The organism is Endozoicomonas sp. ALB032 (assembly GCF_049310125.1).
GTDB lineage: Bacteria > Pseudomonadota > Gammaproteobacteria > Pseudomonadales > Endozoicomonadaceae > Endozoicomonas_A.
The window spans coordinates 6,744,199-6,758,795 of the sequence record NZ_JBLYNW010000001.1; the positions used below are offsets into that span (position 1 = coordinate 6,744,199).

Below are 14,597 nucleotides of genomic sequence, written 5' to 3' on the forward strand. Positions count from 1 at the left end.
TCGCAATCATTTAGTTACGAAAAATCATCAATCCCCTGCAGGGCTGCCTGTAAGTCGACTAACTGCCCCTTTACTTTTTGATAAGTTTCATAGATTTTGATGGTTTCTTGCAGTTTGACATCATCCTCAAGTGACCTTCTGTCTGGATCATAAATAGCTGCAGCATCTTTTGCCAATTCCAGTGTCTTCATTAATTCCGCGCAAATACCAGCGTTACTGAGTAATTTGGGTGTAGGGTCAGCCTCAGGGCGATTGACAGCCTGTTTGGCATGATCCCCTGCAGACTGGACATTAACAGTATCCACCTGCTTGTTCAGTTGCGCCCTGTGGTATGCGACTGTTGACTTTTTTACGGTACCGCGACGCATAGCCATGGCGTAGTTAATTACGTCCCGGGCAGCTTCCGAATCGATATCCACACGGGGGACATAAGTTTCCCATTTGCGGCTGATTTTAAGACACTCAAGTCGTAATTCGATAATAGCGTCGGTCAGCTGTTTTTTTTCTTCCTGACGTGCAACAAGCTCATCCGACAGATTGCATTCTGTTGAACTTTCAGGGACCTTTGCCTCTGGAGCCCTCGCTGCTGCCTTTGCATCTTTCTCCCGAACACCAACCAGAAAAGGCGAATCCTCAGGCACCTCAGGAAAGGTAATGGTGCACTCGTCCAGTTTTTTGGGTGCAGCATTTTGCTGTCTGTCGGAAGGAATATAGGGAACAACATGTTTCGGCACGACAGGTAGCGTGTCAGTTATAGAATCATCGTCGTCTGGATCACGATTCAGGACTTCATGGGCAGCCGCCATGAGATCTTGCATGAAAGCCTCGTGACCAGGAATGGCCAAAACGGGAAAATTGGGTACCATATAATCACCACATAACCACCATGAAAAACATTTACTCCCAGAAAAAATGCCGAGAATAACTGACAAAACCACCAGAAATTTCCTGAAATTCACACCATACCCTTCAAAGGATATGCAGACCTTCAGAGCAGACCAACCTGTAAAAAAATCCTGTAACGCCAGTGTTGGCCGTTGATTTAGACTGAGAAAAAAAATCAATTACCCATCCTTATTTCAGTGATTTTCACCGTCTGATCACGACTGGCGGTTAACACATAGCGAACATCGCTACTGAAGGTGGCTGAGTCGACTGCACCCTGATGCGAAATGGTGCCTTTCACTACCCATGATCCATCAATCTCCTGGCCAATGATTTTAGCCGTTTTATCTTTACTCGCAGTCACCACATGGCGACCATCAGAGCTGAAGATCGCTGAATTGACCTCGTCGTCATGAGCAATGGAAGCTTTTTCTTTCCAGACTCCATCGGCCCTCAGAACATAGATTTTCACTGTTTTATCATAGCTGGCAGTCACCACATGGCGACCATCGACGCTGAAAGTGGCTGATACCACCGACTTCTGATGGACAATGTTGGCTTTTCGTTGCCATGATCCATCGGCCTTCTGACCATAGATTTGCGCCATACCATCTCTACTGGCAGTTACCACGTGAATGCCATCGGGGCTGAAGCTAGCTGAGTTGACCTCACGAAAATGCCTGATGTCAGCCTTTTCTTTCCAGAATCCATCGGAATCCTGGCCGAAGATTATCACCATGTAATCGCAGATGGAGTCGGGGGTGAATAGATCCATATTGTTCGCAAACATTTGACCAATGGTCATCACGTGGGCGCCATCGGGGCTGAAGATGGCTGAGTCTAGATTACTGTCATGGGTAATAGTGTCTTTAAACAGCCATGATCCATCTTCCTCTCGGTAATGGATCCTCAGCTTCATATCATTACCAGTGGTTATCACATAGCGTCCATCAGCGCTGAAGTTGGCTGAGGTTATCGAACCTTCATGAAAAATGCTGGCTCTTGGTACCCAGGATCCGTCGGCCTCCAGACCATAGATTTGCGCATTGCAATCATCACTGGCGGTGACCACAAGAGTACCATCGGGACTGAAGATGGCTGAGTTGACCTCACGAACATGATTAATGGTCACTTTTGCTTCCCAGGATCCATCAGCCTCCTGACCATAGATTTTCGCCGTGCCATCACTACTGGCGGTGACCAGATGATTGCCATCGGTGCTGAAGTTGGCTGAATTGGTACAATCGATATGAGGAATGTTAGCTTTTACATCCCATGATCCACTGATGCTCTGACCAAAGATTTTCACTGTGTTAGGACCGGCAGACACCCTCCTGGTCAACACATGGAGGCCATCGTCGCTGAAGGTGGCTAATGCAACCCGGCCAGCATGAGAAATCTCACCATTATCAACCAATTTAAACGTTTCACATTTAGACATCAGTTCAGTCATGGTGAAATAGAAAATAGCAGGAAAATCACAACTCTCCCGGCATTGTATAAGTGATTTGATTAGTGCCTTATCATTCGTAAACTGTCCCAACCAATCGTGAAGCTGGTTGTCATCTTTTGTACTGACGATTGTTTCCAGTCGAGCCTGATGTGCCGAAGGAAACCGGTTATACCAGGCTTTTGCCAGAACATCGCCGTCTTTGATAGCATTTTTGAGGTTGGAGCATGTCCGTTTTAAAAGGTTTGCAGTTGGAAGATGCAAGTAGTCAATGATTTTATATTTCAATTCTAAGGGCATTTGCTCCAATAAAGATTCACACTGGCCAGATGCATTAATGTCTCTGCCCATACCGATACCGGTTGGCGGCTCTGATTGAGATCGCCCTGAAGGCGTCTGTATTGAATCGACAATTTTGGAATTGTCATTTAATTGCCTGATTTCTGGTGTCATTTCCAGCTCCTCTAAAATTTTATTTGTCCTTATTTTGAAACGACATTAAAAGTGGATACGGCAGTTGGACACGGATTTGGAATAAAAGTTCATACTATGTTGGTAATGGCAACCAACAGTGCTTCTGTCTTTCATCACACACTGGGCAGCGCCGCTTAGCACCAGCTCACTCCGCTACAGATTCCGAACTTCGTTGATCAATAACAGTCTGCACAGGTCCAAATCAGCGAATTCGATAATCCGCTGGATAGGATAAATTAACTCCAGAATCACCATTCGTTATAAATGCTTGCAGCTTCACAGATGCCAGAGTTACAAAACGATAGGGCAATAATCAAGGTGGGAGACAGTCGAGTCCGGTGGCAAATGAACTACCACCAGGTAACCAACAGAGCCTTTTGAAGTGAAAGCCGCCTGAAAAGTCTGGCAGGTTCTTATGTAGCACAGTGCCAGGCTATTATGATCGGCCACAGCACTTCTTGTATTTCTTACCGCTACCACAAACACAAGGATCGTTGCGACCCGGCGTTTTTTCTACCACCCTGGTGGTTGGCAGGTTCTTCAGTAACTCCAGATCAGAGACATCTTCCTGCTTCTCTTCATCAATCTCAATGGTGTAAAACCAACCATTCTCTTCAAAAATGGCCGACAGCTCCTGCTCACGCTCTTCATTCTGAACAACCACACTGGCAGGATTTTTCTCAGTACCCAGCCGGGCTGTTTTCTTACGCTCGAAACCCCGGTTGTGTTTATCCGCAAGGTTCATCAGACGGTTGCCTTCGGCATAAAGCATAGGTAGCCCACCACATTTGATCGTAAATTTTTTATCCGTACCCGATAACCTCTGAGCAGGGATAGCCAGTAAAACCGACGTAATCTACTGGATTTGAAAGGATTTAGCCAGAAGTCTGATGAATTTTTAGTCAAATTGCTCATTACTCAGCCTCCAAGGCCGCGACTCCACGCCAGCGAGCCCTGATGACCAGTTCAAGAATGCCACCAGTGAAAACCGGGTCTATCCTTTCATCCATAACCGCTATCTCCATAGAAATCTGCTACCAAGAGCTTTTTAGCCATGCAAACCCAACTTAAGTCCTGCAGGTAGAATGACTGAAATCAACGCGTAATACTTGACACTCTTTTTTTTATATTTGATTATCCGCATATTCAAATATTCAAACTTATTCTTCAATTCATAAAACAACCTGAAGTAGTGAGGTCATCATGGCAGTAAAAGTAGGTATTAATGGTTTTGGCCGAATAGGCCGTCTGGTGTTGCGTGCAGCTTTTGACTGGCCAGAGCTGGAGTTTGTCAGAATCAACGATGTAGCAGGCAGTGCCCCAACCCTGGCGCACCTGCTGGAGTTTGATTCTGTTCAGGGTCGCTGGTCACGCAATATTTCAGCCGCTGACAACCGCATTAACGTTGATGGCAGAACGATTGCCTGCAGTCAGATGAAAGAAATAGACGACATTGACTGGTCAGACTGCGATGTGGTTATTGACAGCACCGGCGTTCACAAGAAAACGTCAATCCTGCAAAAATACCTCAATCAGGGTGTCAAGCGTGTGGTTGTAAGCGCTCCTGTCAAAGAAGAAGGGGTCCTGAACGCCGTTATGGGTGTTAACGATCACCTCTTCAATCCGGAAACACACCGGATTGTAACGGCTGCATCCTGCACCACCAATTGCCTGGCACCTGTCGTAAAAGTTATTCACGAGAACCTGGGCATTGTTCGTGGCAGCATGACGACTATCCACGACATCACCAACACCCAGACCATTCTGGATGCTCCCCACAAGGATCTGCGTCGTGCCAGAGCCTGCGGTATGTCACTGATTCCCACCACCACCGGCTCTGCAACAGCCATCACCCACATCTTTCCGGAATTGAAGGGCAAGCTGAATGGCCATGCTGTTCGTGTGCCTCTGGCCAACGCTTCTCTGACCGATATGGTGTTTGAAGTGGCAAAAGACACCCGTATTGAAGAAGTGAACAGTCTGCTGAAGTCAGCCGCCGAAAATGAACTGGAAAGCATCCTCGGTTACGAGGAAAGGCCCCTGGTTTCTATCGATTATCTGGGCGATACCCGCTCCAGTATTGTCGATGCGCTCTCAACCATGGTGGTCAATGATCGAATGGTGAAGATCTATGCCTGGTACGACAATGAGATGGGTTATTCAGCCAGAACGGCTGAACTGGCCAGAAAAGTCGGGCTAGGAGCCTGAGTTAATTTCAAACCCGGCCCTGAGCCGACCAAACCGAGTGTTATACGACGGACATTTATTACCGATGACGACACTGCTTTCTATCTTGTTTCTCTGTACCGGAAACTCGGCCCGCTCTCAGCTGGCAGAAGCCATCTTTCGCAATATGGCCGATGATGACTTCAGAGTTTTCAGTGCCGGAACCCAGCCCCAGGGTATTGATGACAGAGTCTTTCAGACGCTGAAAAAACGGGGCATCGCCGCTGATGGCCTGACAAGCAAGAGTCTGGAGGATCTTGAAGAACAGCATTTTGATTATGTTATCACCCTGTGTGATAACGCCAAAAACGAATGTGCTCACTACCCTCAATCGGACGCACTGTTACACTGGGATCTTGCAGACCCCAGACGACAGGAAGGTCTGAGCCCGTTTGAAACTACTGCAGACATTCTGGAAGGACACATCAAACTGTTTCTCCAGCTGAATACCCCCAACGTTATCAAAAATGATTCCAATCCGGGCGACTTTTTCAAGCTGCTTTCTGACAATACACGACTGCGTATTCTTATGCTGATTGAGGATGAACATGAACTCTGCGTCAATGATCTGGTAGAAGCCCTTCAGGAAAGTCAGTCCAAGATTTCCCGTCATCTGGCACAGATGCGTACTTTAAAAGTGCTGAGCTCTCATCGCCGTGCCCAGAACATTTTCTATCGCCTCAATCCCAATCTTCCACCCTGGATGAAGCTGATTCTGGCGGTAACAAGAACCGGCCAGCCGGATTTTATTAACCAGGAAAAGATCCGCCTGAAAGAACAGGCTTCAAACAGCAGCAGACAAAAGTCGGGAAAGTATGGTGTTAAAGAATCTGTCGTATGACCTCAGACAGTATTTGCTGGTGACGTTCAATTACTGGAATTTCACTCTGACCGATGGCGCCCTCCGGATGCTGGTGGTACTGCATTTTTACAGTCTTGGCTATCAGTCTCTGGAAATAGCCATGCTGTTTCTGTTCTATGAGTTCTTCGGTGTCGTAACCAACCTGGTCGGTGGCTGGCTGGCGTCCAGACTGGGACTGAACCGCACGATGAACTTCGGCCTTGGCCTGCAGATTTTTGCTTTGTTGTTGCTTACCGTACCTTCCCAGTGGTTATCGGTGCCACTGGTCATGTTTGCCCAGGCCCTTTCAGGTATTGCCAAAGACCTGAATAAAATGAGTGCCAAAACAGCCATCAAAAAACTGGTCAGTAGCAAACAACAGGGTAAGCTGTACCAATGGGTCGCTATCCTGACAGGATCAAAAAATGCTCTGAAAGGGGCTGGCTTCTTTCTGGGTGGTGCACTTTTATCACTGATTGGCTTCAGAAATACACTGTTTGCCATGGCGACAGTTCTGGCTCTGGTTCTGATTATGAGTCTGATCTGGCTGAACCGGGACTTCGGCAAGTCCAGAGCAAAAGCGAAATTTAGTCATATATTTTCTGACAACCGCGCCATCAACATCCTCTCAGCAGCCAGAATGTTTCTGTTTGGCTCACGGGATGTCTGGTTTGTCATTGCCCTGCCGGTCTATCTCTCTGGTGTCTTTGAATGGAGTCACTCTGAAACCGGTGGCTTTATGGCCCTTTGGGTGATGGGTTATGGGTTTGTGCAAGGGCTGGCGCCACGAATTACCGGCAATGAAAGTGACTCACCTCCCGGACGCAGAGCTGCCACTGTCTGGGCAGCAGCACTGTTATTATCCGCAATAGCTGTTGCCTCGGGCATCCAGCTGGAATGGCACCCTGAGCTGACTATTATTGCCGGACTGCTGGTGTTTGGTGCCATCTTCGCTATTAACTCCTCACTGCATTCATACCTGATTGTCAGCTATGCCCGGGAGGATGGGGCGTCCATGGATGTGGGATTCTATTATATGGCCAATGCCATGGGTCGACTGACGGGTACCCTATTATCAGGATGGCTGTTCCAGTTGGGTGGACTGACTGTCTGCCTCTGGGTATCCTGCCTGTTTGTTGCCTTGACTACATTGATCTCCCTTGGCCTGCCGAGGCTGCATCCTCATGCTCCCTCTCCCGTTAACAAGCTTTAAGACACAGGCTGAATCCATAAAAATATGCACAAATGTACCAATAAAGCCGCTAATTTAGTCAACATCCAGTTTGAAAAGGTCAAGAGAGTGTCAGAACCCACAAAAAAAGCTCTGAAAAGTTCAATTACTATAATCCCTGTGCCATTATTCAATATTTAATCATCAGGGCAGGGTTCTCCCTGTCTTTACCGGGTCTAAGCCCTTGACTGGCAGGACTTTGACCAACCCATTGGAGAAAAATAGTGAAAAAGGTTCTCAAAGTAACCGCGTTGGCCGCAGTAGTTGCTCTTGCCGCAGGTTGTAGGGAAAACACCCAACCCGTTACTGAAGAAGTCAAGCTGGAATCCCCTGAGCAGAAAGCCGCCTACGCTATGGGGGCTTCGCTGGGCAACTACGCAGATCAAACCCTCAAGCAGCAGGAAGAAATGGGTATCACCATTGACCGTGAACTGCTCAAGAAAGGATTTATGGAAGCCTTGAATGGCGAGAGTAAGCTGAACGATGAAGAGATTCGCACCGCCCTGCAGGGTCACGAAGAGCGTATCCGACCCATCATTGAGAAAAAGGTTCAGGAGCGTCTGGACGAAGACCGCAAGAAGGGAGAAGACTTCCTGAAGGAAAACGCCAAGAGAGAAGGCGTGAAAACCACTGATTCAGGTTTGCAGTACGAAGTTATTGAAGCCGGTAAAGAAGATGCAGCAAGGCCGGGCCCTGAAGACCAGGTCACCGTTCACTATACGGGCACCCTGATCGATGGCACCGTTTTCGACAGCAGTGTTGAGCGCGGCCAGCCAGCTACCTTCCCTCTTAACGGCGTGATCAAAGGCTGGCAGGAAGGTCTGCAATTGATGCCGGAAGGCTCCAAGTACAAGCTGTATATTCCAGCTGAACTGGGGTACGGTGATCAGGCTGCAGGGTCCATCCCACCAGCTTCTACACTGATCTTCGAAGTTGAACTGCTGGATATCGCTGACGACAGCGATAAAACCAAAAATGACAAAAACAGCACTGACAAGAAGTAATTCCTGACTATCGTTTTCAGTCAGTCAAAAAGGCCGGAGATCTTCCGGCCTTTTTTTATGTTAAAAAATGAGTACAGGTCGATACCAAAGAGAATCTGAAACCTTGTCGGCTCCCATTAATCTATACTGGACTCCTGCTTAGAAAATTGTCAAAGAGACTCTATTGAGGAACTACAATGCAGCGTTCAGGTGTGGCTCTTGTATTCACTCTTCTTCTAGTGGCGGCCGTTAGTTATGGCTATGTCTTATCCGACCCTGTTCTTGTTGATATTGATCGTCGTACCGGGCAAAAACCTTATATCACCAGGGACTATTATCCTGACTGGCTGAGTTCTTCAGAAAGCCTTTCCGGATTTTCGCTGTACTATACCCGAAATTGGGTAGTGGGTCTTGGGAGTATCAATGAACAGATTGAGTACATCAAAAGGCAGTTGGTCATGAGCTGCATAAACCCTGAAGATCCTGTGCTTTTCTCCGACGCAGAATTATCAGCACTCAACGCAGGTATTCCGGGCAGGCCTGAACGGCGACCTTTTGAAGAAGGTCCTTTTGAAGAGGCTCCTTCTGAAGAGGCTCCTTCTGAAGAGGCTCCTTCTTTAGACAATGTCTCTCGCGGCAGTCCAACTGCCAGGATATCCGAACTTTTTGATCGTGCCGGTGGCATTGATGACATTCAACAATTGTTTGCAGAACAAAAACTAACCCCTCTCAGGTTGGTTGAAGATATTTATCTCTGGTACGAAAAGAAGCTGCCAGAAAGTATGAAGGATGTGCTGATTGAACAAGACAAAAATCTGGCAATGAAAATGGCTGAAGCTTCGGATCTGCGATGGCGGAATTGTACTTCAGCATACCTGGGTGTTATTGAAGAGTGTAAAAAAAAACGGATTATTAGAGAGCTGGAAGGTATTCCTATTGCCGTAAGCTCAGAAATCAATGTTGCAGGGTATTACCCGACCGCTGGCCTTCGTCGCAAAATGGCCTATCATCCGACCTTTTACATGGCGTTTGAAAATACTGAATCTGAAGTGGTCCAACGGTTAAAGAGTGAGGGAGTTATTATTCTGGGGTCAACCCATCAACATATTCTCGGGCTTGGAGCAACGGGAGAAAATCCACAATTTCCCAGGATCTCTAATCGATTCAGTCCTTTCCATGTCGCGGGTGGATCATCCAGTGGCAGTGCCCTGATGGCTGCTCTTGGCTTGTCGCCATTAACAGTAGGTACCGATAATGGAGGGTCTGTATCCATTTCTGCCTCACTAAATGGTTTACCCGGTCTTAAACCCACCACAGACAAACTGTCCACCAAAAATTATGACTACGCAGTGCCGGCTCTGACGGCTATTGGACTTATTGGTAACCGTTTTAAAGATATTGCCCTCGGTTATCAGGTTTCAAGCGGAATTCATCCCACCCCTCAAGTAGCTGAGGCTTTGAAGACTCTAAAAATAGGCCTTGATCCTGATTGGCTTGAACATGCAGATAAAGAAGTTTCAGAGAAAACATTTGAATGTCTTGACCGATTGGGAACCCAACTTAAAAAACTGCAAAGTCACAAAGACAGCCTCTTTGTCAGAATGCAATTTATGCCTGAGAACTTCAGAAAACGGCTCTGGGCGACCCATATGATCCTGTTTGGGCATGGTGCAGCGGAGGGGAAATTCAAATTTGTAGGCAAAACTGATGGTATGGACTTACCCCATGAAACTGAAATGGCTCTGTTGATGGGCAAGGCCCTGTCTTATGAACAAGTCCAGCGAGCCAAACAAAACCAGAGAGACCTGGTCGGTCATTTTGAAAACAATATATTTTCAAAGGTTGATGTTATTGCCATGCCTACGACCTTAACGCCTGCTACAGCCAAATTGAAACACTGGCTAACAAATACAGCTGGCGAGTTGAATTTTGCCACCACGTATCTTCTGGCATTCAATACTTCGCTGGCCAACCTGACAGGCAGCCCAAGGATAACCATCCCCTGCGGCTTTAATCATGAAGACCTGCCTTTTGGTCTTCAGCTAATGGGTGCTTTTCATAGTGAATACCTGTTGCTTGCACTTGGCAATTTGCTTGAGCAGGAAATGGACGGAGAACTCAGAAAAAAGGCGGATAGCAACACGTTTTTGAAACGTTTTAAACCCTATCAAAAACCATCCCCTGATGATGGTGGCAGTGTTCCTTATAAAGTCAGGAAAGGAGATTTGTAGCTATTGCGCACCATGATGGTCAAAATTCCTTTCGCAGCACTGCTGCTTCCGCTGCCGTCTAGGAGGCTGACCGAGAATAGACTGCCCTACTGCGGCGGCAGCAAATTGGTCTGAAAATCCGCTTTTGTTCGTCAAATAGCTCGCTATTCACCGGGTAGAAGGAGCTACCAATTGTAGCTCCAACCCCCTCAGATCCCGGCGTGCGGATTTCCCGCACCGGGCTCTTCGATATTTGACTCACAGCACAGCCATGGATTTCATTGCCATAAAAGGCAGCATTATCCTCGGTTTCTGTAGCGGCAGAAGCTGCTTGAGGTTATGGTACTTTTCCCATGGAATCTTGCCTTTCCGGCATCGGCTACACAGCATCTTGTACCAGTAGCGGTCAACAAACCGGTAAAGCTTCTCCATACTTCGGAAGTTTCCTCCCAGACCGTAATACGCATAATGCCCTCTCAACCGTCGATTGATCGCTGTCACTTGTTCGTGCAGCGGTTCATGGCGTATTCGTCTCAGCAGTTCCTTCAGTTTGGCTATGCTGCGTCTTAGGCGGGATTTTTCCGTTCTCCTTCCCACCATGAAGTTTCCTTTCAGATTCCTTGTGCAGTAGTGCGTAAAGCCAAGGAAGTAAACCGTTTCCGGTCGTCTTCCCCCACGACTGGCAAAACGTCCGAACCTGACTAACCGGGTTTTATCCCGCTCCAGTTTCAACGCAAACTTCTCCAGTCGCTGTGGCAGCACATTCATGAACCGCTCCGCATCACTGCGATACTGAAAACACACCACAAAGTCATCAATGTACCTGATCAGCCATGCCTCGCCTTTTAGCCGAGGCTTGACCATGCACTCGAACCAGAGGTCAAGTACATAATGCAGGTACAGGTTGCTCAGAACTACGCTGATCGGCCCACCCTGAGGCGTACCTTCTTCACACTCTTGCAACTCCCCGGCCTCCATCACCCCGGCTTTCAACCAGCGCCGTATAAGGTTCAGGATTCTGGGATCACCGACCCGGTGTTCCACAAAACGAAGCAGCCATCCATGGTCAAGACTCCCAAAGAAGTTCTTCAAGTCCGCTTCCAGCACCCAGCTGACCTTTCGGCCTGAAACCACCTCGTTAAAAGTGGACAGGGCATGGTGCGCTCCCAGTCGTGGCCTGCCACCCATGGAACAGGGCAAAAAGTCCTGCTCATAAATAGCATTCAGCACATCAGCAACACTTCGCTGCAAAGCCCGGTCATTGATGCAGGGAACACCCAGAGGGCGCTTTTCCTTTTTTCCCGGCTTGGGTATCCATGCCCTTTTGACCGGCGGTGCCTTGTAGCCTTGCCGATGGATAGACGTCAGTGTCTGTTCCAACCACCGCTTAAAGTCTTTCTTTGTCTCTTCGACAGTCAGCCCATCGACTCCGGGCGATGTGTTGTGTGGAATCTTGTTCAGATTCATACACAGGCTCGCCGGGGTAATATGATGTGCCAGACTTGTAAAGCGAAGTTTCGGATAACTCCGGGCTTTCGCTGCTACCCTCTCCAGTCCCGTTGCCATGGCTGGTTTACCTTCTCACTGCGTAAAAGACCGTAACTCCCTCAGATGTGGAGCCCATGTTTCCCTGGAAAGGCTCAAATACCGCCAGCCGCTTCCCCATGTGACGGGCTCTCCCCGCCTCGGAGTACTATCAGCTGGTCTGACTTCCTGAACGTCATCAAGTCGTTCTTGCTTTACAGGCTCGTCGGACCCTACAGGCTCCGCCTGAACGTTCAGGATCTCCCTTGTTCACGTAAAATCATTCGATAACATGCCGTGGGTACGAACCCCGGAAGCAGTCGGGATGCCTTGTCATTAGCGGAGCTCCCGACTTCCGCTTTCCCCATTGAGAAAGAAGGTCAGCTACTTCAACCACGTTCAATTTCGGGGCTAATTATCCCTTAGCAGACGTTACGGCCTGTTATCACCCTGTCTACGCTTCGCAGTAGTCGTTACCTTCTACCACGCAAGACTCGGTACACGGCTGCCGACCACAGCTTTACCGCGATGACCATTTCAGGCCACAAGATTTTACGCGCTTGCAAGGCGCAATCCTCACAAAACCGAATTTTCATCCTCAATTTTCTGCCGTCCTCGCTACGGGCGCTATTCTCGGTCAGCCTCCTAGCAGCCTGTCGGACTTAAGACTATCCTACTGCGGTTGCAATAAATTGGTCTAAAAATCTCTGTTTCTTCGTCAAATAGCTCGCTATTCTCCTCAGAAACAGAGATTTTTATCCTCAATTTCTTGCAATCCTCGCTACGGACGCTTAAGTCCGACAGGCTGCTAGGAGCCTGACCGAGAATAGCGCCCGTAGCGAGGACGGCAGAAAATTGAGGATGAAAATTCGGTTTTGTGAGGAGAATAGCGAGCTATTTGACGAACAAAAGCGGATTTTCAGACCAATTTGCTGCCGCCGCAGTAGGGCAGTCTATTCTCGGTCAGGCTCCTAGGAGCCTGACCGAGAATAGGCTTATCTGTTATGATAAGCCTTAAACCAACTCTGATTATGCCAAATGTCACCACCACCAAAGTTTAAGGACAGTCCTGTTGAGTTTGATCAGCATCTGCTGTTCCCAACCAACGTTTTCGATTTGCTTCCCAAAGATCATGATTGTTTTATTTATGAAAGCATTTTTCAGAACATTAATACGTCTGAAGTCGAAAAAAAATATCACCACCTTGGTCAGCACGCATACCCTCCAAAGCTCATTGTCGCTATTCTGATCTACGCATACAGCCATGGTGTTTTCAGTTCCCGTGAGATTGAGCGACGGTGTCGACAAGACTTGGCGTTCATGTATATCTCACAAATGAACTGCCCGAATTTCAGGGTTCTTGGTGACTTTCGTAAGGATAATCTGTCGTTTTTCCATGACTGCTTCAAACAGTCAGTCAAACTGGCCATTGAACTCAAAATGGCATCACTGGGTCATATCAGCCTGGACGGCTCCAAGTTCAAAGCCAACAGCTCAAAACACAAGGCCATGAGCTACGGGAGGCTCAAAGCGAAAGAGGCAGAACTCAGTGCCGAAGTGGATGAGCTGATCAAAAAAGCCAGTCAGTGTGATCAGGAAGAAGATGACGCCTACAAAGCAACCAATGGTTACAGCATTCCTGAAGACCTCCAGTTTAAAGAAGAGCGCCTGAAAAAAATCAAAGAGGCCAAGAAAGCACTTGAAGAACGTGAAAAAGCTTTAAATCCAGACAAACCAATAGACGACAAAAAGCAGATCAGTTTTGCAGATCACGATGCCCGCATGATGAGCAAGAAGGGGTATTGTGAGTACAGCTACAATGCTCAAATTACAGTTGATTCCGATAACCAGATCATTGTTGGCCAGCATGTCAGCCAACACGCCAACGATGTACAGGAAGTGGAGCCGGCGCTGAGGGCATTATCAGGAGCCACTGATGGCGCGGCTGTAGATAAGTGGAGTTATGGATAATGGTTACTTTTCAGGGTCAAACTTACATACAGTCGAGCGACATGAGATTGATGCCTATATCGCAACCGACAAGGCGGAGAAGCCTGCCGCTGACGACCTTGAAAGCTCTGACAGGAAGTTTGTCAAAGCGGATTTTGCGTATGATTCCGAAGCTGATGTATTTATCTGTCCGGCAGGGGAAAAGCTGGTAACGAACCCGGCCAGCAAAAGCAAAAGAAAAAGCTACCGGGCAAACAAGACGGTATGCAGGGAATGCCCTTATCGTCGGAATTGCAGTGATTCAAAGAAAGAGGCTGGCAGGGTTATCCGTACCGATAAGTTTGAAAAAGCACGTCAGGCTATGAATAAGAAAATGGAGACAGCCGGTGCGAAAGCCATATATGAGCGTCGTAAAGTTATTGCGGAGCCACCATTTGGACAGATAAAAGAATCTGGTTTCCGAGGGTTCAGTCTCCGCAGCAAAGAAAAAGTTTCAGCGGAATTTTCACTGGTATGCACTGCGCATAATATCAAAAAATTTGTAAAAGCGGCTTCCACGAGGTCAATCCGTCTTGAAGATTTGAAAGAGGCTAAAAAGGCAGCATAGAGGCTGTGAGAAGGCATAAATATGCAAAAATGAGCAAAATCCCACTAATAATTGGATATTTTTTGCTCATTTTAAGATTTGGGAAAACTTCTGTTGGTCTGGTTGCGCTATTCTCGGTCAGGCTCCTAGGAGTTTAGTGGCACCCTCGTTTGGGCGAGGGTTTGAACGTTTTTGCTAAAATGGCTCAGACTCCGAGTGTTCTATACTGGGCTCCTG

Annotated in this window: 11 protein-coding genes; 7 read left to right on the forward strand and 4 right to left on the reverse strand. The window is 47.7% G+C overall.

Going from position 1 to position 14,597, the window contains the following annotated elements; genetic code table 11:
- Positions 1-14: 14 nt before the first annotated feature.
- From ACO6VG_RS24425 to ACO6VG_RS24435, 3 genes are all read right to left on the reverse strand, one after another.
- Positions 15-818, reverse strand: coding sequence for a hypothetical protein (locus tag ACO6VG_RS24425; RefSeq protein WP_422476072.1), 804 nt, complete (start codon positions 816-818; stop codon positions 15-17).
- Positions 819-1,060: 242 nt separating this feature from the next.
- Entirely contained in the window at positions 1,061-2,788 is a 1,728-nt protein-coding gene (locus tag ACO6VG_RS24430; protein ID WP_422134704.1) for a WD40 repeat domain-containing protein, read from the reverse strand.
- A gap of 457 nt (positions 2,789-3,245) precedes the next feature.
- The gene (locus tag ACO6VG_RS24435; protein WP_422134705.1) at positions 3,246-3,581 is read right to left on the reverse strand and encodes a PBPRA1643 family SWIM/SEC-C metal-binding motif protein; all 336 of its coding nucleotides are present in this window, start codon (positions 3,579-3,581) and stop codon (positions 3,246-3,248) included.
- Positions 3,582-4,012: 431 nt separating this feature from the next.
- Between ACO6VG_RS24435 and ACO6VG_RS24440 the strand changes: the two genes are divergently transcribed.
- The 5 genes from ACO6VG_RS24440 (at position 4,013) to ACO6VG_RS24460 (ending at position 10,321) form a co-directional block, all read left to right on the forward strand.
- Entirely contained in the window at positions 4,013-5,017 is a 1,005-nt protein-coding gene (locus ACO6VG_RS24440; RefSeq protein WP_422134706.1) for an ArsJ-associated glyceraldehyde-3-phosphate dehydrogenase, read from the forward strand.
- A gap of 64 nt (positions 5,018-5,081) precedes the next feature.
- A complete protein-coding gene (locus tag ACO6VG_RS24445; protein ID WP_422134707.1) occupies positions 5,082-5,876 on the forward strand; it encodes a metalloregulator ArsR/SmtB family transcription factor in 795 nt (264 codons plus the stop codon).
- Complete coding sequence (gene arsJ / locus ACO6VG_RS24450) at positions 5,851-7,089, forward strand: organoarsenical effux MFS transporter ArsJ (protein WP_422410888.1); 1,239 nt, start codon at positions 5,851-5,853, stop codon at positions 7,087-7,089. The genes ACO6VG_RS24445 and arsJ overlap by 26 nt, the downstream gene beginning before the upstream one ends.
- Before the next feature lie 242 nt (positions 7,090-7,331).
- Positions 7,332-8,111 carry an FKBP-type peptidyl-prolyl cis-trans isomerase gene (fkpA, locus tag ACO6VG_RS24455; protein ID WP_422134709.1) on the forward strand — a complete coding sequence of 260 codons (780 nt, stop codon included), beginning with the start codon at positions 7,332-7,334 and terminating at the stop codon, positions 8,109-8,111.
- A gap of 176 nt (positions 8,112-8,287) precedes the next feature.
- Complete coding sequence (locus ACO6VG_RS24460; protein WP_422476074.1) at positions 8,288-10,321, forward strand: amidase; 2,034 nt, start codon at positions 8,288-8,290, stop codon at positions 10,319-10,321.
- A gap of 237 nt (positions 10,322-10,558) precedes the next feature.
- Here ACO6VG_RS24460 and ltrA read toward each other — a convergent pair whose 3' ends face one another.
- Positions 10,559-11,866, reverse strand: coding sequence for a group II intron reverse transcriptase/maturase (ltrA, locus tag ACO6VG_RS24465; protein ID WP_422132384.1), 1,308 nt, complete (start codon positions 11,864-11,866; stop codon positions 10,559-10,561).
- Positions 11,867-12,862: 996 nt separating this feature from the next.
- Here ltrA and ACO6VG_RS24470 point away from each other — a divergent pair.
- Together ACO6VG_RS24470 and ACO6VG_RS24475 are read left to right on the forward strand one after the other, a co-directional pair.
- Complete coding sequence (locus tag ACO6VG_RS24470) at positions 12,863-13,795, forward strand: transposase (RefSeq protein ID WP_422476076.1); 933 nt, start codon at positions 12,863-12,865, stop codon at positions 13,793-13,795.
- Positions 13,788-14,381, forward strand: a complete 594-nt coding sequence (locus ACO6VG_RS24475; protein ID WP_422476078.1) for a transposase — start codon at positions 13,788-13,790, stop codon at positions 14,379-14,381. The genes ACO6VG_RS24470 and ACO6VG_RS24475 overlap by 8 nt, the downstream gene beginning before the upstream one ends.
- Positions 14,382-14,597: the final 216 nt, after the last annotated feature.

Bases quoted from the DNA above. Each gene is read 5' to 3' on its own strand.
- ACO6VG_RS24425 (WP_422476072.1), bottom strand. From the start codon at position 818: ATGCAAGATCTCATGGCGGCTGCCCATGAAGTCCTGAATCGTGATCCA.
- ACO6VG_RS24430 (WP_422134704.1), bottom strand. From the start codon at position 2,788: ATGACACCAGAAATCAGGCAATTAAATGACAATTCCAAAATTGTCGAT.
- ACO6VG_RS24435 (WP_422134705.1), bottom strand. From the start codon at position 3,581: ATGCTTTATGCCGAAGGCAACCGTCTGATGAACCTTGCGGATAAACAC.
- ACO6VG_RS24440 (WP_422134706.1), top strand. From the start codon at position 4,013: ATGGCAGTAAAAGTAGGTATTAATGGTTTTGGCCGAATAGGCCGTCTG.
- ACO6VG_RS24445 (WP_422134707.1), top strand. From the start codon at position 5,082: ATGACGACACTGCTTTCTATCTTGTTTCTCTGTACCGGAAACTCGGCC.
- arsJ (WP_422410888.1), top strand. From the start codon at position 5,851: ATGGTGTTAAAGAATCTGTCGTATGACCTCAGACAGTATTTGCTGGTG.
- ACO6VG_RS24460 (WP_422476074.1), top strand. From the start codon at position 8,288: ATGCAGCGTTCAGGTGTGGCTCTTGTATTCACTCTTCTTCTAGTGGCG.
- ltrA (WP_422132384.1), bottom strand. From the start codon at position 11,866: ATGGCAACGGGACTGGAGAGGGTAGCAGCGAAAGCCCGGAGTTATCCG.
- ACO6VG_RS24470 (WP_422476076.1), top strand. From the start codon at position 12,863: ATGTCACCACCACCAAAGTTTAAGGACAGTCCTGTTGAGTTTGATCAG.
- ACO6VG_RS24475 (WP_422476078.1), top strand. From the start codon at position 13,788: ATGGATAATGGTTACTTTTCAGGGTCAAACTTACATACAGTCGAGCGA.